Origin of the sequence: Aestuariivirga sp. (assembly GCF_044239095.1) — a bacterium.
Lineage (GTDB): Bacteria > Pseudomonadota > Alphaproteobacteria > Rhizobiales > Aestuariivirgaceae > Aestuariivirga.
This window is the reverse complement of record NZ_JBIICB010000037.1, coordinates 1-22,104: the sequence shown is the minus strand read 5'-3', so window position 1 is coordinate 22,104 and position 22,104 is coordinate 1. Positions and strand designations below refer to the sequence as shown.

Annotated in this window: 18 protein-coding genes and 1 pseudogene; 6 read left to right on the top strand and 13 right to left on the bottom strand. The window is 65.2% G+C overall.

The window, feature by feature from the left end:
* Nucleotides 1-249: pseudogene (locus ACILRA_RS05575) on the top strand (sel1 repeat family protein); the annotation flags it as partial.
* A 25-nt stretch (nucleotides 250-274) separates the two neighbouring features.
* Here the strand turns inward: ACILRA_RS05575 and ACILRA_RS05570 are convergent.
* From ACILRA_RS05570 to ACILRA_RS05545, 6 genes are all read right to left on the bottom strand, one after another.
* Nucleotides 275-1,390 carry a class I SAM-dependent RNA methyltransferase gene (locus ACILRA_RS05570; RefSeq protein WP_395661102.1) on the bottom strand — a complete coding sequence of 372 codons (1,116 nt, stop codon included), beginning with the start codon at nucleotides 1,388-1,390 and terminating at the stop codon, nucleotides 275-277.
* Between the two features lie 64 nt (nucleotides 1,391-1,454).
* On the bottom strand, nucleotides 1,455-2,216 hold the full coding sequence (locus ACILRA_RS05565) for an SDR family NAD(P)-dependent oxidoreductase (RefSeq protein ID WP_395661101.1): 762 nt from the start codon (nucleotides 2,214-2,216) through the stop codon (nucleotides 1,455-1,457).
* Nucleotides 2,217-2,222: 6 nt separating this feature from the next.
* A complete protein-coding gene (dgoD, locus tag ACILRA_RS05560; RefSeq protein WP_395661100.1) occupies nucleotides 2,223-3,386 on the bottom strand; it encodes a galactonate dehydratase in 1,164 nt (387 codons plus the stop codon).
* A gap of 11 nt (nucleotides 3,387-3,397) precedes the next feature.
* Nucleotides 3,398-4,420 (bottom strand): ABC transporter permease, encoded by a 1,023-nt coding sequence (locus ACILRA_RS05555; RefSeq protein ID WP_395661099.1) that lies wholly within the window; start codon nucleotides 4,418-4,420, stop codon nucleotides 3,398-3,400.
* A 9-nt stretch (nucleotides 4,421-4,429) separates the two neighbouring features.
* Nucleotides 4,430-5,218, bottom strand: a complete 789-nt coding sequence (locus ACILRA_RS05550) for an ATP-binding cassette domain-containing protein (RefSeq protein WP_395661098.1) — start codon at nucleotides 5,216-5,218, stop codon at nucleotides 4,430-4,432.
* Between the two features lie 64 nt (nucleotides 5,219-5,282).
* On the bottom strand, nucleotides 5,283-6,296 hold the full coding sequence (locus tag ACILRA_RS05545) for a substrate-binding domain-containing protein (RefSeq protein WP_395661097.1): 1,014 nt from the start codon (nucleotides 6,294-6,296) through the stop codon (nucleotides 5,283-5,285).
* Nucleotides 6,297-6,480: 184 nt separating this feature from the next.
* On the opposite strand from ACILRA_RS05545, the gene ACILRA_RS05540 reads away from it, so the two are divergent.
* Nucleotides 6,481-7,227, top strand: coding sequence for a FadR/GntR family transcriptional regulator (locus ACILRA_RS05540; protein ID WP_395661096.1), 747 nt, complete (start codon nucleotides 6,481-6,483; stop codon nucleotides 7,225-7,227).
* Here ACILRA_RS05540 and ACILRA_RS05535 read toward each other — a convergent pair.
* The 7 genes from ACILRA_RS05535 to ACILRA_RS05505 form a co-directional block, all read right to left on the bottom strand.
* Nucleotides 7,203-8,111: a dihydrodipicolinate synthase family protein gene (locus tag ACILRA_RS05535; RefSeq protein WP_395661095.1), complete on the bottom strand. Its 909-nt coding sequence runs from the start codon at nucleotides 8,109-8,111 to the stop codon at nucleotides 7,203-7,205. The genes ACILRA_RS05540 and ACILRA_RS05535 overlap by 25 nt on opposite strands.
* Nucleotides 8,112-8,117: 6 nt before the next feature.
* Complete coding sequence (gene mbfA / locus ACILRA_RS05530; RefSeq protein WP_395661094.1) at nucleotides 8,118-9,074, bottom strand: iron exporter MbfA; 957 nt, start codon at nucleotides 9,072-9,074, stop codon at nucleotides 8,118-8,120.
* Nucleotides 9,075-9,210: 136 nt separating this feature from the next.
* Nucleotides 9,211-11,013: a translation elongation factor 4 gene (gene lepA / locus ACILRA_RS05525; RefSeq protein ID WP_395661103.1), complete on the bottom strand. Its 1,803-nt coding sequence runs from the start codon at nucleotides 11,011-11,013 to the stop codon at nucleotides 9,211-9,213.
* A 646-nt stretch (nucleotides 11,014-11,659) separates the two neighbouring features.
* On the bottom strand, nucleotides 11,660-12,220 hold the full coding sequence (locus ACILRA_RS05520; protein WP_395661093.1) for a nucleotidyltransferase family protein: 561 nt from the start codon (nucleotides 12,218-12,220) through the stop codon (nucleotides 11,660-11,662).
* A gap of 250 nt (nucleotides 12,221-12,470) precedes the next feature.
* On the bottom strand, nucleotides 12,471-14,906 hold the full coding sequence (gene hrpB, locus ACILRA_RS05515; protein WP_395661092.1) for an ATP-dependent helicase HrpB: 2,436 nt from the start codon (nucleotides 14,904-14,906) through the stop codon (nucleotides 12,471-12,473).
* Nucleotides 14,907-14,953: 47 nt separating this feature from the next.
* On the bottom strand, nucleotides 14,954-15,724 hold the full coding sequence (locus ACILRA_RS05510; protein WP_395661091.1) for an SDR family NAD(P)-dependent oxidoreductase: 771 nt from the start codon (nucleotides 15,722-15,724) through the stop codon (nucleotides 14,954-14,956).
* Nucleotides 15,725-15,738: 14 nt separating this feature from the next.
* Nucleotides 15,739-16,662 (bottom strand): carbohydrate kinase, encoded by a 924-nt coding sequence (locus ACILRA_RS05505; protein WP_395661090.1) that lies wholly within the window; start codon nucleotides 16,660-16,662, stop codon nucleotides 15,739-15,741.
* A 157-nt stretch (nucleotides 16,663-16,819) separates the two neighbouring features.
* Here ACILRA_RS05505 and zwf point away from each other — a divergent pair, with 157 nt between their 5' ends.
* From zwf to eda, 4 genes are read left to right on the top strand one after another with little or no spacing between them, the layout of a single operon-like run.
* A complete protein-coding gene (zwf, locus tag ACILRA_RS05500; RefSeq protein ID WP_395661089.1) occupies nucleotides 16,820-18,304 on the top strand; it encodes a glucose-6-phosphate dehydrogenase in 1,485 nt (494 codons plus the stop codon).
* The gene (gene pgl / locus ACILRA_RS05495) at nucleotides 18,282-18,953 is read left to right on the top strand and encodes a 6-phosphogluconolactonase (RefSeq protein ID WP_395661088.1); all 672 of its coding nucleotides are present in this window, start codon (nucleotides 18,282-18,284) and stop codon (nucleotides 18,951-18,953) included. Before zwf ends, pgl begins: the two co-directional genes overlap by 23 nt.
* A 15-nt stretch (nucleotides 18,954-18,968) precedes the next feature.
* Nucleotides 18,969-20,783: a phosphogluconate dehydratase gene (gene edd, locus ACILRA_RS05490; protein WP_395661087.1), complete on the top strand. Its 1,815-nt coding sequence runs from the start codon at nucleotides 18,969-18,971 to the stop codon at nucleotides 20,781-20,783.
* Nucleotides 20,783-21,424 (top strand): bifunctional 4-hydroxy-2-oxoglutarate aldolase/2-dehydro-3-deoxy-phosphogluconate aldolase, encoded by a 642-nt coding sequence (eda, locus tag ACILRA_RS05485; protein WP_395661086.1) that lies wholly within the window; start codon nucleotides 20,783-20,785, stop codon nucleotides 21,422-21,424. Before edd ends, eda begins: the two co-directional genes overlap by 1 nt.
* Nucleotides 21,425-22,104: the final 680 nt, after the last annotated feature.

Below are 22,104 nucleotides of genomic sequence, written 5' to 3'. Positions count from 1 at the left end.
TGGCTGCTGATGGCGGCAAACCAGGGCGAACCCCAGGCACAGTATGAAGCGGGCATCGGCTACTGGAAGGGCCGCGGCGTGAAGGCAGACCCGATCGCCGCCTATATGTGGTTTGACCTCTGCTCCGCCGAGCCGGGCTTCGACAATGCCGCCGTCTACCGGGACGAGGTGGCAAAGACCATGACGCCCGAGCAGGTGAACCAGGCCAGGCAGATGGTGCAGGCCTTTGCACCCAAGCGGGCTAACTAGAGCATGATCCGCACGGCGGGTTGGATCAGGGAAGCTTGCCGGTCTGGTACAGCATCACCCGCAGCCCGCCATGCAGCACCGGGGCGCCCGAGGGGGCAAGTGGCAATCCGGTCGACTTCGCCAGTGACGCTTCCGTGGTGATGAGCCCCACGCGCCAGCCGCCGAAGCGCCCGAGAAGTGTCTGGCCCAGAGCGCCGTGGAGCGCATGCAGCGGCTTGCGGTCACCGATGCGGGTGCCATAGGGCGGATTGACGATCACAAGGCCCGGCGGCCCGTCCGGCGGCTGAAGATCGCTGACCGATTGCTGCCGGAACACGGTCAGGCCGGCAACGCCGGCGCGTTGGGCATTGTCCTTTGCCATGCGGATGGCCCCTGCATCGCGGTCACTGCCGAAGAACGCGTGGCCGGGAACGAGCGGTTTGGCCTTGCTGCGCATGTTTTCCCACGCTCCAGCGTCGAAGCCTGCAAGCAGCTCGAAGGCAAAACCGCGCGAGCGCCCCGGATTGAGGCCGGCGGCGATTTCGGCCGCCTCGATCACGAAGGTGCCGGAACCGCACATTGGATCGACCACGGGCTCTGCCCCGTTGAACCCGCAGCGCCGCAGGAACAGCGCGGCCAGCGTCTCGCGCATCGGCGCCTTGCCAATCGCCTCCTTGTGGCCGCGCTTGTGCAGCGACTGGCCCGAGGTGTCGATGCTGATGGTGCAGAGATCATCCTCGATACGCGCCTTGATAACGAGGCCGGCATTCTTGTCGAGAGGCGAGCCGAACTCCTCGGCAATTGCCCGGCCGATACGCTGTGCCGCGGCTTCCGAGTGATAGATGCGCGAGCGCGTGCAGCTCGCCTCGACATGGACGGGCACATCCTTTCTGAGGACGTCAGCCCAGGGGAACTTGCGCGCCCGCTTGTCAAGTTGCGCCAGATGCATCGCCCGGAAGGAGCCGATGCGCGCCAACACCCGGCCACAGCCGCGAAGCTCGAGATTGGCGCGCCAGACCTCGGTCCAGCCGCCCGTCACCGTCACGCCGCCGAGGATCTGTTTCGGGTTCCGGAAGCCGCGCTCACGCGCCTCCTCGCAGAGTTCCTTTTCAAGACCGGGCGGGGCCATCAGGAAGATTTCGAATTCACCGGCAGGCGTCATGCAGCCCGCATATCGCGAAAGCGGGCTGGGAGCGACTGTTTTCGGCCAGCTGACGCCTCCGCAGCTATCCTGCGAAGCGGGCGCTCAAGCCGCCATCGGCAAGCCAGTTCGCGCCGGTGACGAAGGAGGCCTCATCCGAGAGCAGAAAGGCCACGCAATTGGCGATTTCCGCCGGGCTGCCCATCCGGCCCAGCGGATGCACGTCGAGCACCTTCTGGCGCAGGCCCGGTTCGTTCTGGCCGAAGAACTCCTTCACCAGGGCGGTCTCGGTATAGCCGGGCGAGAGGGCATTCACCCTGATCTGGTGCTTGCCCATGTCGAGCGCCAGTGAGCGGGTCAGGCCTACCAGCCCGGACTTGGCGGCCGCATAGGGAAAAAATCCTGGATAGGTCATGTTGGCATGGATCGACGAGATGTTCACGATGCTGCCGCGCTTCATTTCGATCATGCCGGGCAGAACCTGGCGCGCCACCAGCCATGCCGCCTTGAGATCGACGCTGAACACGTCATCCCAGTCTTCTTCCGTCATGGTGACGGCATCGGCATAGGAGTTGCGGCCGGCATTGTTGACGAGCCCGGTGACGGGACCGAAGCGCTTCACGGCCTCCGCATGAACGCGGGCGATGTCGCTGGCGGCACACACGCTGCCCTCGCCGAAGTGGCACCTGCCGGCGGCGAGCGATGCCACCAGCGCTTCACCCGCCGCGGCCTCGATATCGATGATCGAGACGCACGCACCCTCGGAGAGCGCCTTTTCCACGACGGCGGCGCCGATGCCACGGCTGCCCCCCGTGACCAGCACGTGATGATTGACGAGGCGCCCCATTTCCCCTCACCAGTCCGCGACGCTGCCGTCGTGCTGGTACCACTGTATGGGCTGCACCTCGGCAAAGGTGTATTTCTTCGCGGCATCGAAGTTGATCTCGACGCCGATGCCGGGCGCCTGCGACGGCTCCACATAACCGCCGACGATCGGCGAAACGCCGGAAATGACCTCATCACGCCAGGGCACGTCCGACCGCATCACTTCCTGAATCAGGAAGTTCGGCGTCGCAAAGCCTAAGTGAATGTTGACCATGGTGGCGATGGGCCCCAGCGGATTGTGCGGCGCCATCGAGACCCCGAAGGTATCGCAGAGCGCCGCGATCCGCCTCACTTCGGTGAGGCCGCCGGCGTGGCATACGTCGGGCTGGGCCACAGCAATCGCCTCGGATTGCAGCAGGTGCAGGAACTCGTGGCGGTGAACGAGGCGCTCGCCGGCGGCGATCGGTACCGGGGTCGAACGGGCGACGCGCGCCGTACCTTTCCAGTCCTCAGGCTGGCAGGGTTCCTCGATGAAGAACGGCCGGTATGGCTCGAGCACCTTGGCATACTGGATCGCCATGGCGGCGGTGGTGCGGCCATGAAGATCGACCATGATGTCCATGTCCTCGCCGCCGCCCTCGCGCGCTGCGGCCATCAGTTCTTCGGCCTCCTTCAGCGCGCCGAGCCCGTCGAGAGGCGCAGTCCTGCCGACGGCCAGGATCTTCACCGCCGTGAAGCCATCAGCGCGCGACTGCGCCGCCCTGTCACGGAAGTCATCCGCTACGGCGGAGTTGTAAACCGCATCGGAGTTGCCGCCGCCCAGATGATCGTACATCCGCAGGCGCGTGCGGCAGAGGCCGCCGAGGAGTTGCCACAGCGGGATTCCCAGATGTTTCGCCTTGATGTCATGCAGCGCCTGGTCGATGCCGGACAGCGCCGACATGGTCACGATGCCACCCTTGAAGAATGGATGGCGGAACATGACCTGCCAGAGATGCTCGATGTTAAGCGGGTCATTGCCGCGGATGAGCAGCGCCAGGTCGTCGATGGCGCCCGCTACTGCGCGCGTCTGGAATTCGAGCGTCGCCTCGCCCAAGCCATAGAGACCGGGCACGTCCGTCTCGACCCGTACGAATATCCAGTTACGGAGCCTCGCGTTGACCACGAAACTCTTGATGGCCGTGATCTTCATGCGGCCTGCCCTCAGCGCCCGGTGAGCGACTGGCGGCGGATGCGGCGCTCGATCACCGTCTGCAGCACCACCGACAGCACGATGACGAGGCCGAAGCAAAGCTGCGTATAGAATGCGTTGATGCCCGCCGAGACGATGCCCGCGTTGATCGCGCCGATAATGTAGGACGCCACGAAGGAGCCGACGATCGAGCCCGTCCCGCCGAACACGGATGTGCCGCCGAGGAAGACCGACGCGATGGTGTTGAGCAGGAAGCCGTCGCCCAGCGTCGGCCAGAAATAGTAGCCATAGACGGAGGTCATGACGCCCGCCAGCACGGCCACCACGCCAACGAGCATGAAGGCCCGCGTCTTGACGCTCACCACATCCACACCCATCAGGCGCGCGCTGGTCGGGTTGTCGCCGACGAGGAAGACGTGGGCGCCGAAGCGCGTGCGGTTGAGCAGCACCCAGAGCACGATCGCGACCGCGATCATCCACAGCGTCTGGACAGGAACGCCGAAGACGGGTTCGCGGAAGATCGCATGGAGTGCGGGATACTGGTCCGCGGTCAGCGGCACGCCGGTGCCGTTCATCAGGACGAGTTCAAGGCCCCTGAACAGGAACGAGGTGCCGATGGTGATGACGAGAGAGGGGATGTTGAGCCTGGCAACCAGCGTGCCGTTGATCCAGCCGCAAATGGCGCCGACGACAAAGGCGCCCGTCAGCGCCATGGGCCAGGGCACCCCCGCCTGGACGAGAAGGCAGAAGGACGCCGTGCCCAGCGCCATGATGGAGGGAAAGGAAAGATCGATCTCCCCCGTGATGACGACGAAGGTCAGCGCCAGCGCAATGATGCCGAATTGCGGCGTCGTCTGCGCGAAGGCCTTGTAGATGTCGACGTTGGTGAACACGGCGGGCGCCGCGAGCACGAAGCCCAGCCACATGGCCAGACCCACCCCGATGATGCCGAGCTGCGAGCCGTAGCGCCGCAGCCATGAGGGCGGAGCCACGCGGTTGTCAGCCGGTTTTGCCTTCGCTGTTTCAGTCGACATGATGTCCCCTCAGCTGAGTGTTCCCGTGCGGGCCACGCGGTAAAGCCGGTCGATCAGTTCTTCCATCGTGATCTGCGTCTTGTCATAGACGCCGGCGACCTTGCCGCGGTCGAGCACGTAGAGCCGGTCGACGACGGGATAGACATGGAAGATGTTGTGGTCGATGAAGATCGCCGACTTTCCAGCCTTCTTGATGTTGCTGACGAAGTCGAGCGTCTTCTTCGTCTCGGTCAGTGACAGGCCCATTGTCGGCTCGTCCAGGATCACGAGTTCGGCGTCGAAGTAGAGAGCCCGGGTGATGGCAACGCCCTGCTTCTCGCCGCCCGACATGGTGGTCACCACATTGTCAGGGTGAACGGCGGCAGAGGTGAAGCCCATGTGCTCGCTCATCAGCCGTGCCGATTCCGCGCGCATCCTCTCGACGTCGAGAAGCCCCCACTTGGTGCGCAGCTCGCGCCCCATGAACATGTTGCGCCAGATCGGCTGCTTCTCACAGAGCGCGCGTTCCTGGTAGACGGTCTCGATGCCGAGGCCGCGGGCACGCGCCACCGACCAGTCGTCGATGCGGCTGCCCTTGAAGAAAATCTCGCCTCCGGGATCGGGCCGGTGGAAGCCCATCACGGTCTTGACCAGCGTGGACTTGCCCGCGCCATTGTCGCCCAGAAGGCCGACGATCTCACCGGGATGGACCGCGAAATTGATGCCTGAAAGCGACCGCACCTCGCCGAACGTCTTCGACACGTTGCGAAGCTCGATCACTGGCGCGGCACTGCCGGCGCCATTGTTCGCCTGGGACATGCTGCCTCGTCGGAATGAAGGTGTATGGCGGCGGCCCCGGACCCCCGGGGCCGCCTGTCGCGTATCAGCGGATTTCGACGGCCGCGAGCGGTGCGACCGCATCGACATTCGTCGAGTCGACGAAGGCGCCCGCGGTGTTGATGTCGAGGCCCGAGAACCCGAACTTCTTGGTGAGGCAGATGTTGAGGATCGGGATGTAGCCCTGGAGGAAGGGCTGCTGGTCGATCACCAGGTTCTGGAAGCCTTCCTTCACCGCCTGGGCGGTGTTGGGAGACATGTCGAAGCCGGCGAAATAGACCTGGCCCGGCGTGAGCGAGGCTGCCTTGGCGTAGACGCCGACGTTCGAGGTCAGGCCGCCATGGTCCGTCACCACGATCTTGACGCCCGGATTTGCACCCATGACGCCGACGAAGGTGGCCGTGCCGGCGTTGGGATCAGCATTCGTGGCCGAATCGATCTCCTGGTAGATGACCTTGGCGCCGGCCTTCTCGAAGGCCTCGATCACGCCCACGGTGCGCTGGCCGCGGTCGCCGCCCTGGCCCTTCAGGCCCCAAACGAAGACGCTGTCGCCAGCCTGCAGGTTGCTACGCTTGGCAGCCTCGCTGGCGAGCGCAAAGCCTGCGGCATAGTTGGGAGCACCCACATAGCCGAAGCCATTGGCGGAGAATTTCTTCTGGCTCTCAGGCAGGGACGTGTTGAGGGTGGTGAAGATCGTTCCCTGCGCGAAGGCCTGCTCGACGATCGGGCCGGTGGCCGGCTCGCCCGCAAAGCCATAGGTGGCGATGCCATCCACCTTGGTGGCGACAGCCTGCTGGATCTGCTGGAGCATCTTGTTCGGATCCCAGTCCGAGAAATAGTAGGTAACTTCGGGCCCGAGATCCGCCTCAGCCTGGCGGAAGCCGTTATAGACGTTGTTGGCGAACACGCCACCCTGCGGCCCGCCGGGGAAAGCCGCGATCTTGACGCCAGAACACCACTTCGCCGTAGGCTCATTTGCGCTGGCGCCGGAAACAGCGGCAAGCGACAGCCCGACAGTGGCCGCCGTCAGAGCGGCAAACCGCGTAAATTTCTGCTTCATCTGATCCTCCCTGGGACTCGTTTGTTTGCCGGCTTGTATGCCGGTCTGCGCGCGTAGCACGCCAAACAAAGGCTAGAGTAATCATACAACTGTGTAAAGCCGTTTCCCACGCAGTCCTGCCCTTTGGCAGCGCCTGTGCAGAAGCATGTTGCCACGCAGCAAAGTTGTCATATATGTTTTCTCCATGCTGCACGCGCATGACACCGCCCTCCGCCCCGCCTCCGTGATCGTCGCGGACAAGCTGACGGAGCATGTGCTGAGCACACTCTCGCCCGGCATGCGGCTGCCAAGCGAGGCCGAACTGGCGGAACGCTATGGCGTCAGCCGTGTCACCATGCGCGAGGCGGTCAAGATGCTGGCGGGCCGCGGCCTGCTGGATGTGGGGCGCGGACGGCGCGCCATTGTGCGCCAGCCAGACGGCTCGGTGTTCGGCGAGTTCCTGTCCTCGCTCATCAAGTCAGACCCGCGCTGCCTGTTCGACCTCATCCAGGTGCGGCGCTCGCTGGAGATCCAGTCGGTGACCATGGCAGCGCAGCGGGCGAGCCGTGCCGGCATCACCGCTGCCGAATCGGCACTTGAGCGGATGTCGGCGGCAGCCGCCGAACTGCGTGACGGAGAGGACGGGGCCGAGATCCGGTTCCATCAGGCTGACGCTGATTTTCACGAGGCGCTGGCGCTGGCCAGCGGCAACCGCGTTCTATCCTATCTGTTCGAGGGCATGGCGCTTCCGCTGCGCGAAAGCTTCTACGCCAGCCGCCGGGGCCGCGCGCTGCGCGGCCACTCGCTCGAGGAGATGGTGACACTCCATGCGAATATTCTCGCCTGCGTCGGCAGTGGCGACGCCAAGGGCGCTGCCGAGGCGATGAGCAAGCTGATCGACGACGCCGAGCGCGACATCCGCGCGGCCTACGGCACCCTCGCCCCGTCCTGAGCCACGGGAAAGGCACCGAACCTCCGTGCCAGCGCATCACATATCGCGAGATCGTGCGCCTCAGGCCTGAGCGCGGGGGCGCGATCGAAGACCTCTAGCCCGGCACGTGCGGCGAAGACGCGCTTTCCGTAGCAGATGAGATGTTCGAGCGAGCGCATGATGAAGGTGATGGCGGGGAGCACTTCGTGGTGAAGCGCCAGTGCCTCCTCACGCCGCCCCTGGTCATAGAGCCGCATCACTCTCGCGCTGAGGTCGGCGACATCGGGCGCCAGCAGGAACCCGTCGCAGCCAGCGTCAAGACATGAGACCATGTCGAGCCCGCCACGGCCGTTGAAGACCATGAAATCGGGGCCCGCCATGGTCTTGAGGCGTGCGGCATCGTCCGCCGTCGCCTCCGCCTTGATGAGCGAGAAATTGGCGTGGCGCTGCCTGAGCCTGCCGATGTCATCGTCCGAAAGGCCGCGGCCCAGATATTGCGGGGCATTCTGGATGGCGCAGGGAAGCGCCGTCTCACCCATCACGCGGCTGAAGAAGGAGAGGTATTCCTCGGCAGGATAGGTCCCGACCTGCGGCGGCTGCAGCACGAGCCACCCTGCCCCGCAGCGCTCGGCGTGGCGCACCATGGCCACCTGCTCGGCCACCGACTGGCCATAGATGGTGAAGCCCAGTGCCGTGCGGCCCGCCACATCCTCCGCCACCCAGTCCATCACCTTGCAGCGCTCGGCGAAGCTGAGCTTGGCCACCTCGGTGGCAAGGCCCAGCGCGGCGATGCCTGCGATCTCCGCATTAAGGCTGAGGTCCACCTGCCTTCGCATGGCCTGCCGGTCCAGCGCCTCGTCCGGCCCGAACAGCGCATAGAGGATGATATGGACGCCGCGCCGCATCCGAGTTCAAGCGCTGCCGATCAGCATGCCGGTGAGGAAGACCAGGAAGCCTCCCACCGCGATCTGGAAGGCCGCCTTGAGGAAGGGCGTGTCCATGTATTTGTAGCGGATCCAGGAGATGGCCCAGAGCTCGAAGAACACGACCACGATGGCGATCATGGTGGCGAGCTGGAAATCGGGGATGAGATAGGGCAGCGCGTGGCCCATGCCGCCAACCGTCGTCATGATGCCGGCGGCCAGCCCGCGGATCAGCGGATGGCCGCGGCCCGTCAGCTTGCCATCATCTGACAGTCCTTCTGCGAGGCCCATGGAAATGCCCGCACCGACCGAGGCCGCAGTGCCGACGAGGAAGGTTTCCCAGGTGCTGCCGGTGGCGAAGGCTGCGGCGAAGAGCGGGGCAAGCGTGGAGACCGAACCATCCATGAGGCCCACGAGGCCCGGCTGGATGACCTGCAACAGGAACAGCCGGCGCTTGGCCTCGCCCTCCTCGATCTTGGCGTCAGCCGTCAGATGGGTGAGGCCGAGCTTGACCGCGATCGACTCATGGCCCTTCTCGGCTTCGGCCAGCTCCAGCAGGAGCTTCTTCACTTGCGCATCCTGCGAGCGTTCGGCGGCCTGCTTGTAGAAGCGGTAGTTCTCGAGCTCGATCACCTCGGCGCGCTCGCGCATCTCCTCGATGTTCATCTTGCCGATGGTCCAGGCCGGCTTGTGGCGCACGAAGCCATTGATGTCCGAGCGGCGGATCAGGGGGATGTAGTCGCCAAACTTCCTGGCATAGAGGTCAGTCAGCCAGCGGCGGTGCTCATGCTCCTCCTCCGCCATCTCCATGAAGACCTTGGCGGAAGCCGGGTAAGTATCCATCAGGGAATGGGCGAAGCCCGCATAGGCACGGGCGTCGTCATCCTCGCTGGAAATCGCCAAGGCGAGGAGTTCCTGTTCGGTGAGGTCCGAGAAGCTCTTCACGGCAGGTCAATCCCATCAATCAGGAGGCAGTTTAGAACTATTCCAAACTACGGTCCAGCGCGGAAACGGATCAGGCCATCACCCTTTCACATTCCTCTCCCCCACATGCGTGGGGGCGAGGAAGAGCCCGGGCGCCTCAGTTCTCGTCCATCTTGAGGGCGGAGATGAAGGCCTCCTGCGGAATTTCGACCTTGCCGAACTGCCGCATCTTCTTCTTGCCTTCCTTCTGCTTGTCCAGAAGCTTGCGCTTGCGGCTGATGTCGCCGCCGTAGCACTTGCTCGTCACGTCCTTGCGCAGGGCAGACAAAGTCTCGCGCGCCACGATCTTGCCGCCGATCGCCGCCTGGATGGGGATCTGGAACATGTGGCGCGGGATCAGCTCCTTCAGCTTCTCGCACATCACGCGGCCGCGCTGTTCGGCACGCGCACGGTGCACGATCATGGCCAGCGCATCGACGGCCTCGGCGTTCACCAGAATGCCGAGGCGGACGAGATCGCCCTCCTCATAGCCGATCATCTTGTAGTCGAAGGACGCATAGCCGCGGGAGACGGACTTGAGACGGTCGTAGAAATCGAACACCACCTCGTTCAGCGGCAGCTCATAGACCACCATGGCGCGCGAGCCCGCATAGGTCAGCTGCTTCTGGCGGCCGCGCCGGTCCTCGCAGAGCTTGAGGATGGAGCCGAGATAGTCGTCGGGAACCAGAATCGTCGCTTCGATCCACGGCTCCTCGATCGATTCGATGAGCGTCTGGTCGGGCAGGTCCGCCGGATTGTGCAGGTCGATGTGCGTGCCTTCACGCAGGTTGACCTTGTAGATGACGGAGGGCGCTGTGGTGATGATATCGACGTTGAACTCGCGCTCGATCCGTTCACGGACGATTTCGAGATGCAGCAGACCCAGGAAGCCGCAGCGGAAGCCGAAGCCGAGGGCGGCGGAAGTCTCCATGTCATAGGAGAAGCTTGCATCGTTCAGGCGGAGCCTGCCCATCGCCTCGCGCAGCTCCTCGAAGCGGGCGGCGTCAACGGGGAAGAAGCCCGCGAAGACCACCGACTGCGCCGGGCGGAAACCCGGCAGCTGGGAGGCCGTCATGTTCTTCTCGTCGACGATCGTATCGCCGACGCGGGTGTCTGCCACCTGCTTGATCGAGGCCGTGAAGAAGCCGATCTCGCCGGGGCCGAGCTCGTCAACGGTTTCCTTCTTGGGCCGCGACACGCCGACGCGCTCCAGCTGGTAGACGGCATTGGTGGACATCAGCCGCACCTTCATGCCCTTCTTCAGCACGCCATCAATGATGCGCACCAGCACGACGACGCCGAGGTAGGAATCATACCAGCTGTCGACCAGCAGCGCCTTCAGGGGCGCATTGCGGTCGCCCTTGGGCGGCGGCAGGCGATGGACGATGGCCTCGAGCACATCCGGAACGCCCACGCCGGTCTTGGCGGAGATGGGGATGGCGTCCGAGGCATCAATGCCGATCACGTCCTCGATCTGCTGGCGCACGCGGTCGGCGTCGGCCGCCGGCAGGTCCACCTTGTTGAGGACGGGCACGATTTCGTGGTTGTTGTTGATGGCCTGGTAGACGTTGGCGAGCGTCTGGGCCTCCACCCCCTGCGAGGCGTCGACCACGAGGAGTGAGCCCTCGCAGGCGGCGAGCGAGCGGGAGACTTCATAGGCGAAGTCCACATGGCCCGGCGTGTCGATGAGGTTCAGCACGTATTTCTCACCGTTTTTCGCCGTGTAGTCGAGGCGGACGGTGTTGGCCTTGATGGTGATGCCGCGCTCGCGCTCGATGTCCATCGAGTCGAGGATCTGGTTGACCATGTCACGGTCGGCGACGGCGCCGCAGAGCTGGATCAGGCGGTCGGCCAGCGTCGACTTGCCGTGGTCGATGTGGGCGATGATGGAGAAATTGCGGATGTGAGCGGTATCGATCATGATTGCCGGGGTGTTTGGCATCGGGAGTTTGCAAGGTCAAGCTTCGCCGGGTCGCAGGCGCGGGCCCTCCGCCCCGGGTGGGGCGAAGGGGGTGGCTGACGCCGCAGGCTGGAGGACCGGTTCCTCAGGGTGGCATGGCGAAAAAAGGTGGAGGGGAATGCCGGAGCCGGGGCTCACGCAATCCAATTGATCGAAAAGAAAGGGCGCGAGGCGCCCGGCTGGCCGGCGCGGCGTTTGTCGCTAAGGGAAGGCGCTTGTTTTCCGCCCCCTTGGGGCGCAGTGACTGCCTCTCGGCGCGGGGGTCGTAATGCCCCCGGGTCCCGCCCTTCGCGCCCGGGACGGAGGTTGCGCTTCCTCCTCCGGCGCAGGTGCCGCGGGCTGATCCGCAATTGCGAGACGCTGTCGACAATCGTCCCCCTCCTATGGAACAGCCTGATGGGAGCGGTAGCACAATGTAGGAATAAAGTCAACAACGGGTTGGACTCGCGGCGAGAGGCCCTCATCCGCCCTTCGGGCACCTTCCCCCATCCTGCGGACGGGAGAAGGGACTCGTGGTGAGGTTTCCCTTCTCCCGTCCCGAAGGGATGGGAGAAGGTGGCCGGCAGGCCGGATGAGGGCTCTTTCAAGCGGCAGTACCTGGCTGCCTTCACTCTTCAATGATCTGCAACCATGGCCATCTGGTGCGGTAGGTTTCGGCCTTGGCCTGCCACTTGCCGGGTTGCGGCATGAGCGGGTTAATGCGCAGGAGGCCTGCTTCAAGATCGGCAAAGCCATCGGGTGCAAAGACCTCTCCCGTGGAGGCGTCGATGCCGACACAGGTGCAGCGCACGAGATAGCGCGAAATGCCATCCCGCGCCGAGTGGAGCTGCGGATAATCCGTGCCGAAGCGCGCATTGTACCAGAGGTGGACCCGGGCCTGGTTCTTAACCTCGACGGGGAGGCCGAGACGCTCCGCGATGGGGGCCACGCGGCGAATGATGGCATCCTCCGCCTCCCAGGACAGGTCGCCGCCATCGAAGTAGAAAACGTCATAATCCTTGATGTTCTCCGCCGCGGGGCGGCCCGAGAGGACATTCCACACGGCCTGGAACAGGCAGCCGGCGGTGAGGTGGCATTGCGGAATGTTGAGTTCCGCCAGTGCGGCCAGGAGCTGGCGGTTGGCGGGGTTGGCGAGGGCGAGATGCCGGAATGACTCTGTGTCGAGCATGGCGGAGGGATAGGGCGAGTCGCGTGCAGAGTCTGCAGGGTATGGTTAAGATTTTCTTATGAGGCCGGACTCGCGGTGAGAGGCCCTCATCCGCCCTTCGGGCACCTTCTCCCATCGCGTTGCGACGGGAGAAGGGAATCGTGGTGAGGGTTCCCTTCTCCCGTCCGAAGGATGGGAGAAGGTGGCCGAAGGCCGGATGAGGGCCTGGTTCAGCATCGGGACTCGCGGTGACAGGCGTGCCGCGACGGGATTATCTCAGCCGCCGCGGCTTCACGGGTGCGGCGTTGAGCGGGTCTTCCGGCCAGGCGTGCTTGGGGTAGCGGCCGCGCATGTCGGAGCGGACGGAAGGATAGCCATTGGTCCAGAAGGTTTCGAGGGACTGGGTGACGGCGAGCGGGCGGCCCGCGGGTGAGAGGAGTTCGATGCGCAAGGGGCTGCGGCCCTCGGCGATGGCCGGGGTGCGGGCGAGGCCGAACATTTCCTGCAGGCGCACGCGCAGGACGGGGTCACCCTCGGTCTCATAGTCGATGCGGACGTCGGCGCCTGAGGGCACCTCGATGCGGACGGGGGCGAGGCGGTCCATCTTGCGGGCCAGTTCATGCGGGATCATCGACTGGATGATCTGGTGCATGTCCAGCCGGTCGAGATGGGCCTTGCGGCTGATGCCGGCGAGATAGGGGGTGAGCCATTCTGAGAGGTTGGCCAGCAACGCTTCATCCGAGAGATCCGGCCAGCCCTCTTCGGGAAAGAGGCGGCGGAGGAACATGGCGCGGGCGCGGAGGATTTTCGAGCCCTCCGTCCATGGAAGGCAGGCGAGGCCCATCTCGCGCACGCCCTCGGTCATCGCTTCCGCGATGAGTGTGGGGTCGGCGTTGGTGGAGGGCTTCTCCTCCAGCACCAGCGCGCCGAGGCGGCGGGACTTGGAGGCGCTGACGGCCCTGGTGCGGCTGTCCCAGAAGACGCCGTCACGCGATTCGATCTGGTGCTTGAAATGCTCCTCGATCTCCTTCAGCGACAAAGGTGCTGCGAGGAATATTTTCTGGTCGCCCGCCGCACCGTCGGTGGTGGCCACGGCGAGGAAGTCCTGCGTCACCAGCGCGTCATGCTCCGGCAGAACCGCGCCGCCGCCGCCCGACAGGCGGTAGCGCCGGTCGCCGCCGCGGCGCTGGGCGATGCGGTCCGGGAAGGCGAAGGCGATGAGGGCTCCGGGGCTGATGCCGCTGTCCTCATCGGCGGCGATTCCGGCGATCTGGCGGATCTGCTTTGCCGTCTGGCGGATGCGGTCACGCGCCCCGCCGCGCAGATGCGAGAGGCGCGCGGTGATGTCGACGCCCACGTCACGCGGCAGGCCGTCACGCTCCGAGAGCATGGCGGCGAGATCGGCGGCGAGCGCGCTCCGGCCCTTCACCACCATGTGGGCGAGGCGCGGGTGGAGCGGCAGGCGCACCATCTGCTTGCCCATGGGGGTGATCTTGTTCTCGGCATCCAGCGCTTCGAGGCGCTTCAGCAGGTCCTGCGCCTGCGCGTAAGGAGCAGCTGGCGGCGGATCGAGCCAGGGGAGCGATTTCGGTTCGGTGACGCCCCAGGCGGCGAGTTCCAGCACGAGGGGTGCCAGGTCGGCGACGAAGATTTCCGGCTCGTCATGGGGTTTGAGTGCGCGCGTTTCGGCTTCAGGCCACAGGCGGTAGCCGATGCCGGGGCCCAGACGGCCGGCGCGGCCGCGGCGCTGGTCGGCGGAGGCCAATGACACGCGCACGGTTTCGAGCGCCGTCATGCCCGAAGCCGGGTCGAAGCGGGGCACACGTTTGAAGCCGGTGTCGATGACAGCGCCAATGCCGTCGATGGTGAGGCTGGTTTCGGCGATGGTGGTGGCCAGCACCACCTTGCGCTCGCCTACGGGCGACGGCCTGATCGCGGCGTCCTGCTCGGCGAAGCTCATGGCGCCGTAGAGGGGGCGGACCACGGTGTTCCTCGGCAGGCCCGCAGCGTTGAGTGCGTCTTCCGTTCGGCGGATTTCAGCCTCGCCGGGGAGGAAGACGAGGATGCTCTTTTCCGTCTCGTCCAGCGCACGGTGCACGGCGCGAAGGGCATCGGCTGAGATGGTCTGGCGCTGGGCCTTGTCGCCGTAGCGCGTCTCCACGGGGAATACGCGGCCCGGCGCATCGATGACGGGGGCATCGCCGAGGTGTGCCGCAACGCGCGCGGCATCCAGCGTGGCCGACATGACGAGGATCTTGAGATCGTCGCGAAGCCCGCGCTGGATGTCCAGCGTGAGGGCGAGGCCCAGATCCGCATCGAGCGAGCGTTCGTGGAACTCGTCGAAAATGACGAGGCCGGTGCCTGCCAGTTCCGGGTCCTGCTGGAGCCTGCGGGTGAGGATGCCTTCCGTCACCACCTCGATGCGCGTGCGGTTCGAGACGCGGCGTTCGAGGCGGACGGTGTAGCCGACGGTTTCGCCCACCTCCTCGCCCAGCGTTTCCGCCATGCGGTGCGCGGCGTTGCGGGCGGCGAGGCGGCGGGGCTCCAGCATCACGATCTTCTGGCCCTTGAGCCAGGCTTGATCGAGCAGCTTCAGCGGCACGCGCGTCGTCTTGCCGGCACCCGGCTCGGCCACGAGCAGGGCTGCGGGGCCACTGCCCAAGGCGTCCGACAGGCGGGGAATGATCTGGTCGACGGGGAAGTCCATGGCGCTCACCTCGACGGGGCGGCGGCCAATGTCAAGTCAGACGGCCCTTACTGCGCGGTGAAGCCGCCGTCGATCAGGATGGTCTGGCCGCAGATCATGTCTGACGCAGAGGAGGCGAGGAACAGGATGAGGTCAGCCACCTCCGTCGTGCGGCCGAAGCGGCCGGCGGGGATCTTGGCCTTCATCGGATCGCCCTTGGCGGGGTCACCCCACACCATCTCGCCCATCGGCGTCAGGATCACGGTGGGGCAGACGGAATTGGACTGGATGTTGTGCTTGGCCCATTCGACCGTCATCACGCGCGTCAGCATGTTCAGGCCGCCCTTGGAGGCGCCATAGGCGCCGTGATCGTCGAGCGCCACGACGCCCGACTGGGACGAGATGTTGATAACCTTGCCCATGCGCTGCCTGATCATGTTGGGCACCAGAGCCTGGGCGAGGAGATAGGGGGCGCGGAGATTGACGTTGTTGACCCAGTCCCAGTCATCCACCGGCGTGTCGATGATGGACTTGAGGGTGGTGACACCCGCATTGTTGACAAGAATGTCGATGGTGCCGAAGGCTTCGAGCGCTCGGGCCGCGGCCTGCTTCGGGCCCTCGACGGTGGCAAGGTCGGCGGCGATGGTGACGCAGCGCCGCCCCATGGCCTCGACCTCGCGCTTGATGTCCGCCAGCCCCGCTTCGTCGCGGCCAACGGCGGCGATGTCGGCACCGGCATCGGCCAGCACGCGGCAGGTCTCGTAGCCGATGCCCTTGGTCGCACCCGTGACGAGTGCGCGGCGCCCTTCGAGGGAGAAGCGTTGGGTCCAGTTCGGCATGGCTTACCTCTTCCTTATGCGAGTTCCTTGGCCCAGGGCGGATCCGCCCCAGGGCGCGAGCAGGTCATGGCGGCGGCGCGCGCGGCAAAGCCAAGTGCTGTCGCCAGATTGGCCTCACTCAAGCCCGCAAGCTTCGTCTTGTCGAGCAGCTTCATGGCGCGGAGGGCCGCGAGCAGGCCCGCCGTGAAGGTGTCCCCTGCCCCCACCGTATCCGCCACCTTCACCTTTTCGGCCGGGCGGCTCACGGAATAGCTGGCCGTGAAGGCCTCGACACCCTTGGCCCCGCGGGTGACGATCACCAGTTTCGCGCCCAGCTTCAGCCACTTGCGGGCGGCGGCCTTGGCGTCGTCCTTGCCGGTCATCCAGGCCACGTCCTCGTCCGAGACCTTCACGATGTCGGCCATGGCGATCATGCGGGTGAGGCGCGCCATGTGGGCACGGCGGTCCTTGATCATGCCGGGGCGGATGTTGGGGTCAAGCGAGATGACGCGGGCCTTGGCTTCGCGCTTCATCAGCTGTTCGAGGGTGTCGCCGCCGGGCTCCGGGATCAGGCTGATGGAACCGAAATGCAGGGCCTGGACCTGGCGCTCCAGCTTCGGCAGGTCGCGCTTCGTCAGCATGCGGCCCGCCGAATTGTCATCGAAAAAGGAATAGCGGGCGTGGCCATCCGTCAGCTTCACGAAGGCCAGCGTCGAGGGCTTGTCCCAGGCCTTGGTGTATTTGAGGCTGACCTTGCTGGCGGCAAGGCCCTCACGCAGCATGTCGCCGAAGAAATCGGTGGAGAGGCCGGTATAGAGCCCCACCGGCACGCCAAGCCGGCCGAGCGCGATGGCCGTGTTGTAGACCGAGCCGCCGCAGAAGGGCTGGTAGGCGGCAGCTCCGTCTGCCGTTTTTCTGGGCAGGAAGTCGATCAACGCCTCGCCGCAGCAAACAATCATGGTCAGCCCTCCCAAGCATCTGATTTTTAAGCAACTATGAGCCATCTCAGGGGAAATTGCAATAAATCACTTGCCTTGACGTATTGCCGCCTTCATTGACTCGTAATGGAAACCCGCTATCTGAGTGGCGTACATCAAAACTGGCGGAAAGACATTCATGACCCCGCGCATCATCCCGGTGGAGCTGTTTGACCTGGTGGTCTTCGGCGCCACGGGCGACCTTTCGCAGCGCAAGCTTCTGCCCGCGCTGTTCCACCGCGACCTGCAGGGGCAGATCCCGCCCGGCTCGCGCATCATCGGCTGCTCGCGCCGCTCCTTGACCAATGATGACTTCATCGCCTTCGCCCAAAAAGCGATCGAAGACCATGTGCCGGAGAACGAACGCCCGCCCGAGATGATGGCGCGCTTCCTTGCGCGCCTGAGCTATGTGACGGCGGATGCTGCGCAGGACGCGGGCTGGTCCGACCTTGCCCAAGCCCTGAAGCCCGAGGCGGACCGTGTGCGGGTGTTCTACCTCGCCGTGGGGCCGGACCTGTTCGGCCCGCTGTGCGACAAGCTGGGGAGCCACCACCTGGTGACGCCGCGCACCCGCGTGGTGATCGAGAAGCCGCTGGGCAAGTCCGGCGCTTCGGCCAAGGCGCTGAATGACGCGATCGGGAAGGTTGTCAGCGAGCCGCAGGTTTACCGCATCGATCACTATCTCGGCAAAGAGACGGTGCAGAACCTGATGGCGCTGCGCTTCGCCAATGCCCTGTTCGAACCCGTGTGGAACTCCGCCCATATCGACCATGTGCAGATCACGGTGGCCGAAACGCTGGGTGTGGAGGGCCGTGCCGGCTACTACGACACCGCGGGCGCGCTGCGTGATATGGTGCAGAACCACATGCTGCAGCTGCTCTGCCTTGTTGCCATGGAGCCGCCGACCTCCACCGCGGCAAACGCGCTGCGCGACGAGAAGCTGAAGGTTCTGAAGGCGCTGAAGCCGGTGACGGGCGACAGTGTGGCGAACCTCACCGTGCGCGGGCAGTACCGCGCGGGTGCAGCCAGCGGCGGGGCGGTGAAGGGCTATTTGGAGGAGCTGGGCTCCGGTGCTTCGCGCACTGAAACCTTCGTGGCCGTCAAGGCCGAGATCGCCAATTGGCGCTGGAGCGGGGTTCCCTTCTACCTCCGCACCGGCAAGCGGTTGCCGAACCGCGTGTCCGAGATCGTGGTGACCTTCAAGCCCATTCCGCATTCGGTGTTCGACGGGCAGGCGGGGCCGATCGCGCCCAACCGGCTGGTCATCCGGCTGCAGCCTGACGAGGGTGTGAAGCTGTGGCTGATGATCAAGGACCCCGGCCCCGGCGGCATGCGGCTGTCCTATGTGCCGCTCGACATGAGCTTCGCCGACGCCTTCAACGTGCGCAATCCCGATGCCTATGAACGCCTGCTGATGGACGTGGTGCGCGGCAACCAGGCGCTGTTCATGCGGCGCGACGAGGTGGAAGCCGCGTGGGAGTGGATCGACCCCATTCTCGACGCGTGGAGTGCCACGGGTGACATTCCGAAGCCCTACACCGCGGGCACATGGGGACCGTCTGCCGCCGTGGCGCTGATCGAGCGCGATGGCCGCACATGGTATGAGGACCAGGAACTTGATTGAAGCCGAACGCATTTTCGATGCCCGTGAGGCGCTGGCCGAAACGCTGGCGCGTGACGTGGCGGATGAACTCGAGCGCGCCATCGAGGCCAAGGGCCGCGCCAGCCTGGCCGTCTCCGGCGGCACGACGCCGAAGCTGTTCTTCGAGAAGCTGTCGGCCATCGACATTCCATGGTCGCGCGTGAGCGTGACGCTTGTTGACGAACGCCAGGTGCCGGAGACCAGCGAACGATCCAACGCCCGCCTCGTGCGCACGCACCTGATGAAGGACAAGGCCGCCGCGGCGACCTTCATTCCGCTGGTGAACAATCCGGATGCGGCGCGCGCGGCACCTTTCGATGTAGCCGTGCTGGGCATGGGCAGCGATGGCCACACCGCCTCCTTCTTCCCCGGCGGCGACCGGCTGGCGGAAGCACTCGATGCCGAGTCGAAACAGCGCATCATCGAAATCACCGCGCCCGGTGCGGGCGAACCGCGCCTGACCTTCACGCTGCCGGTGCTGGAACAGGCAGGCCGCCTTGCGCTCCACATCGAAGGCGCTGAAAAGAAGCAGGTGCTGAAGAAGGCGCTGGAAGAGGGGCCGGAGGAAGACATGCCGGTGCGCGCGGTTCTCCGCAGTTCCGCCCCTGTCACCCTCTATTGGTGCCCGTGAGAAGGAGTTGATGCCATGTCCGTGACCGAGACCGTCTCCGCCGTCACTGAAAGAATAATCGCCCGCAGCAAGGGCGCACGGCGGCGCTACCTCGACAAGATCGATGCGGCGGTGGCCAATACCCCTAAGCGCAAGGCGCTGGGCTGCGCCAACATCGCCCACGGTTTCGCGGCCTGCAATACGCAGGACAAGAACGCGCTCAGGAATGGTGCGGCACCCAACCTCGCCATCGTCACCGCCTATAACGACATGCTCTCGGCGCACCAGCCCTTCGAGACCTATCCGGAACTGATCCGCAAGGCCGCGCGCGCGGCGGGCGGCACGGCGCAGGTGGCGGGTGGTGTGCCCGCCATGTGCGATGGCGTGACCCAGGGCGAGACGGGCATGGAGCTCTCGCTGTTCTCACGCGACGTGATTGCGCTGTCGACCGCCGTTGCCCTGTCGCACCAGATGTTCGATGCGGCGGTTTACTTGGGCGTGTGCGACAAGATCGTGCCGGGCCTCATCATCGGCGCGCTGAGCTTCGGGCATCTGCCCGCCGTGTTCATTCCCGCAGGGCCGATGACGAGCGGGCTTCCCAATGACGAGAAGGCGAAGATCCGCCAGCTCTATGCAGAAGGGAAAGTGGGCCGCGACCAGCTACTGGAAGCCGAGGCACAATCCTACCACGGCCCGGGCACATGCACCTTCTACGGCACGGCGAATTCCAACCAGATGCTGATGGAGATCATGGGCCTGCATCTTCCGGGCTCGACCTTCGTCAACCCCAACACGCCGCTGCGCGATGCGATCACGGCGGAGTCGGCGAGGCGCGCGCTGGCGATCACGGCGCTGGGCAATGACTACCAGCCGATCGGCCGCATCTATGACGAGAAGGCTGTGGTGAACGGTGTCGTTGGCCTGCTCGCCACCGGCGGCTCCACCAACCACACCATGCATCTGATCGCCATGGCGGCGGCGGCGGGCATTTCGCTCACCTGGACCGACCTTGCAGAACTCTCGAAGGTGGTGCCGCTGATGACGCGCATCTATCCGAACGGCAAGGCGGATGTGAACCACTTCAACGCGGCGGGCGGCATGGGCTTCCTGATACGCGAACTCTTGGGCGCTGGCCTGCTGCATGAGGATGTCTCGAGCATCATGGGCACGGGGCTTTCGGGCTATACAAAGGAAGCGAAGCTCGGTGCGAATGGCGAACTCGTCTATGCCGATGCCGTGGCGGCCTCGCAGGATGAAGCCGTGCTGCGTGGCGCTGCGAAGCCCTTCCAGCCGACGGGCGGGCTCAATGTGCTGACCGGCAACCTCGGCACCTCCGTCATCAAGACGTCTTCCATTCCGGCAGACCGCCATGTGATCGAGGCGCCTGCGAAGGTGTTTCATTCGCAGGAAGAGCTGCAGGCGGCCTTCAAGGCGGGGGCGCTCAACAGCGATGTGGTTGCAGTCGTGCGCTTCCAGGGCCCTAAGGCCAATGGCATGCCGGAGCTTCACCGGCTCACACCGCCGCTCGCCGTGCTGCAGGAGCGTGGCCTGAAGGTGGCGCTCGTTACCGATGGGCGCATGTCGGGCGCTTCGGGCAAGGTGCCCGCTGCGATCCATCTCACGCCGGAGGCCGTCGATGGCGGGCCAATCGCCAAGATCCGCGACGGCGACATCATCCGGCTCGACGCCAATGCCGGAACGCTCGAGGTGCTGGCCGATCTCTCGGGCCGCGAGGCGGTGACGGCCGATCTCTCGGCTAACAATTTTGGCACGGGGCGCGAGCTGTTCCAGGCCTTCCGCAACATCACGGGCGGCGCCGATACCGGTGCGTCCATCTTCGAGGTGGTATGATGACGAAGGAATACCAGAAGGGCCTGGCCGAAGCGCTAGCCCTGGCGCCGGTCGTGCCGGTAATGGTGATCGAGAATGTCGAAGATGCCGTGCCGCTGGCGCGCGCGCTGGTGAAGGGCGGATTGCCCGTCCTCGAAATCACGCTGCGCACGGCGAAGGCCATGGACTGCATCCGCGCCATCATCGCCGAAGTCGAAGGCGCCATCGTCGGCTCCGGCACGGTGCTGACGCCGGAGCAATTGCGCGACAGCGACAGGCTGGGGTGCAAGTTCGCGGTTTCGCCGGGCTCCACGGGCCGGCTGCTGGGTGCGGCGGAGGATTACGACATCGCACTGCTGCCCGGTGGTGTTACGGCCTCTGAATGCATGGCGCTGCTGGAATGGGGATATCCGATCCAGAAGTTTTTCCCGGCGGAGCCTGCGGGCGGCACGGCCTATCTGTCATCGCTGCAGTCGCCCTTGCCGCAGATCCGCTTCTGCCCGACGGGCGGGATCACGGCGGAGAAGGCGGTGAGTTATCTGAAGCTGCCGAACGTCATCACGGTGGGCGGATCGTGGATGGCGCCGAAGACGCTGATCGAGGCGAAGGATTGGGCGGGGATTGAAAAGCTGGCGGCGGAAGCGGCGAAGCTCAAAGCCTGATGCCCCTTCCCCTTCTCCCGTTGCGGCACGCAATGGGAGAAGGTCCCCGAAGGGGGGATGAGGGCCTCTCTCCGCGAACCGTGCCGGTTGAAAGAGGCCCTCATCCGGCCTTCGGCCACCTTCTCCCATCCTGCGGACGGGAGAAGGGAATAATCATGTCAGGCTTCCCCTTCTCCCGTCGCGAAGCGATGGGAGAAGGTCCCCGAAGGGGGGATGAGGGCCTATCTCCGCGAACCGTGCCGGTTGACAGAGGCCCTCATCCGGCCTTCGGCCACCTTCTCCCATCCTGCGGACGGGAGAAGGGAATAATCATGTCAGGCTTCCCCTTCTCCCGTTGCAAAGCAATGGGAGAAGGTCCCCGACAGGGGGGATGAGGGCCGGTGTCGGCGAGTCCTGCCGCCTGAAAGATGCCCTCATCCGGCCTTCGGCCACCTTCTCCCATCCTGCGGACGGGAGACGGGAATAATCATGTCAGGCTTCCCCTTCTCCCGTTGCAAAGCAATGGCAGAAGGTCCCCGACAGGGGGGATGAGGGCCTCTCTCCGCGAGCCGTGCCGGTTGAAAGAGGCCCTCATCCGGCCTTCGGCCACCTTCTCCCATCCTGCGGACGGGAGAAGGGAATAATCATGTCAGGCTTCCCCTTCTCCCGTTGCGTAGCAATGGGAGAAGGTCCCCGACAGG

Excerpts from the sequence above, each read along its gene's own strand:
- ACILRA_RS05570 (WP_395661102.1), bottom strand. The coding sequence starts at position 1,390 with ATGACGCCTGCCGGTGAATTCGAAATCTTCCTGATGGCCCCGCCCGGT.
- ACILRA_RS05565 (WP_395661101.1), bottom strand. The coding sequence starts at position 2,216 with ATGGGGCGCCTCGTCAATCATCACGTGCTGGTCACGGGGGGCAGCCGT.
- dgoD (WP_395661100.1), bottom strand. The coding sequence starts at position 3,386 with ATGAAGATCACGGCCATCAAGAGTTTCGTGGTCAACGCGAGGCTCCGT.
- ACILRA_RS05555 (WP_395661099.1), bottom strand. The coding sequence starts at position 4,420 with ATGTCGACTGAAACAGCGAAGGCAAAACCGGCTGACAACCGCGTGGCT.
- ACILRA_RS05550 (WP_395661098.1), bottom strand. The coding sequence starts at position 5,218 with ATGTCCCAGGCGAACAATGGCGCCGGCAGTGCCGCGCCAGTGATCGAG.
- ACILRA_RS05545 (WP_395661097.1), bottom strand. The coding sequence starts at position 6,296 with ATGAAGCAGAAATTTACGCGGTTTGCCGCTCTGACGGCGGCCACTGTC.
- ACILRA_RS05540 (WP_395661096.1), top strand. The coding sequence starts at position 6,481 with ATGCTGCACGCGCATGACACCGCCCTCCGCCCCGCCTCCGTGATCGTC.
- ACILRA_RS05535 (WP_395661095.1), bottom strand. The coding sequence starts at position 8,111 with ATGCGGCGCGGCGTCCATATCATCCTCTATGCGCTGTTCGGGCCGGAC.
- lepA (WP_395661103.1), bottom strand. The coding sequence starts at position 11,013 with ATGATCGATACCGCTCACATCCGCAATTTCTCCATCATCGCCCACATC.
- ACILRA_RS05520 (WP_395661093.1), bottom strand. The coding sequence starts at position 12,220 with ATGCTCGACACAGAGTCATTCCGGCATCTCGCCCTCGCCAACCCCGCC.
- hrpB (WP_395661092.1), bottom strand. The coding sequence starts at position 14,906 with ATGGACTTCCCCGTCGACCAGATCATTCCCCGCCTGTCGGACGCCTTG.
- ACILRA_RS05510 (WP_395661091.1), bottom strand. The coding sequence starts at position 15,724 with ATGCCGAACTGGACCCAACGCTTCTCCCTCGAAGGGCGCCGCGCACTC.
- ACILRA_RS05505 (WP_395661090.1), bottom strand. The coding sequence starts at position 16,662 with ATGATTGTTTGCTGCGGCGAGGCGTTGATCGACTTCCTGCCCAGAAAA.
- zwf (WP_395661089.1), top strand. The coding sequence starts at position 16,820 with ATGACCCCGCGCATCATCCCGGTGGAGCTGTTTGACCTGGTGGTCTTC.
- pgl (WP_395661088.1), top strand. The coding sequence starts at position 18,282 with ATGAGGACCAGGAACTTGATTGAAGCCGAACGCATTTTCGATGCCCGT.
- edd (WP_395661087.1), top strand. The coding sequence starts at position 18,969 with ATGTCCGTGACCGAGACCGTCTCCGCCGTCACTGAAAGAATAATCGCC.
- eda (WP_395661086.1), top strand. The coding sequence starts at position 20,783 with ATGACGAAGGAATACCAGAAGGGCCTGGCCGAAGCGCTAGCCCTGGCG.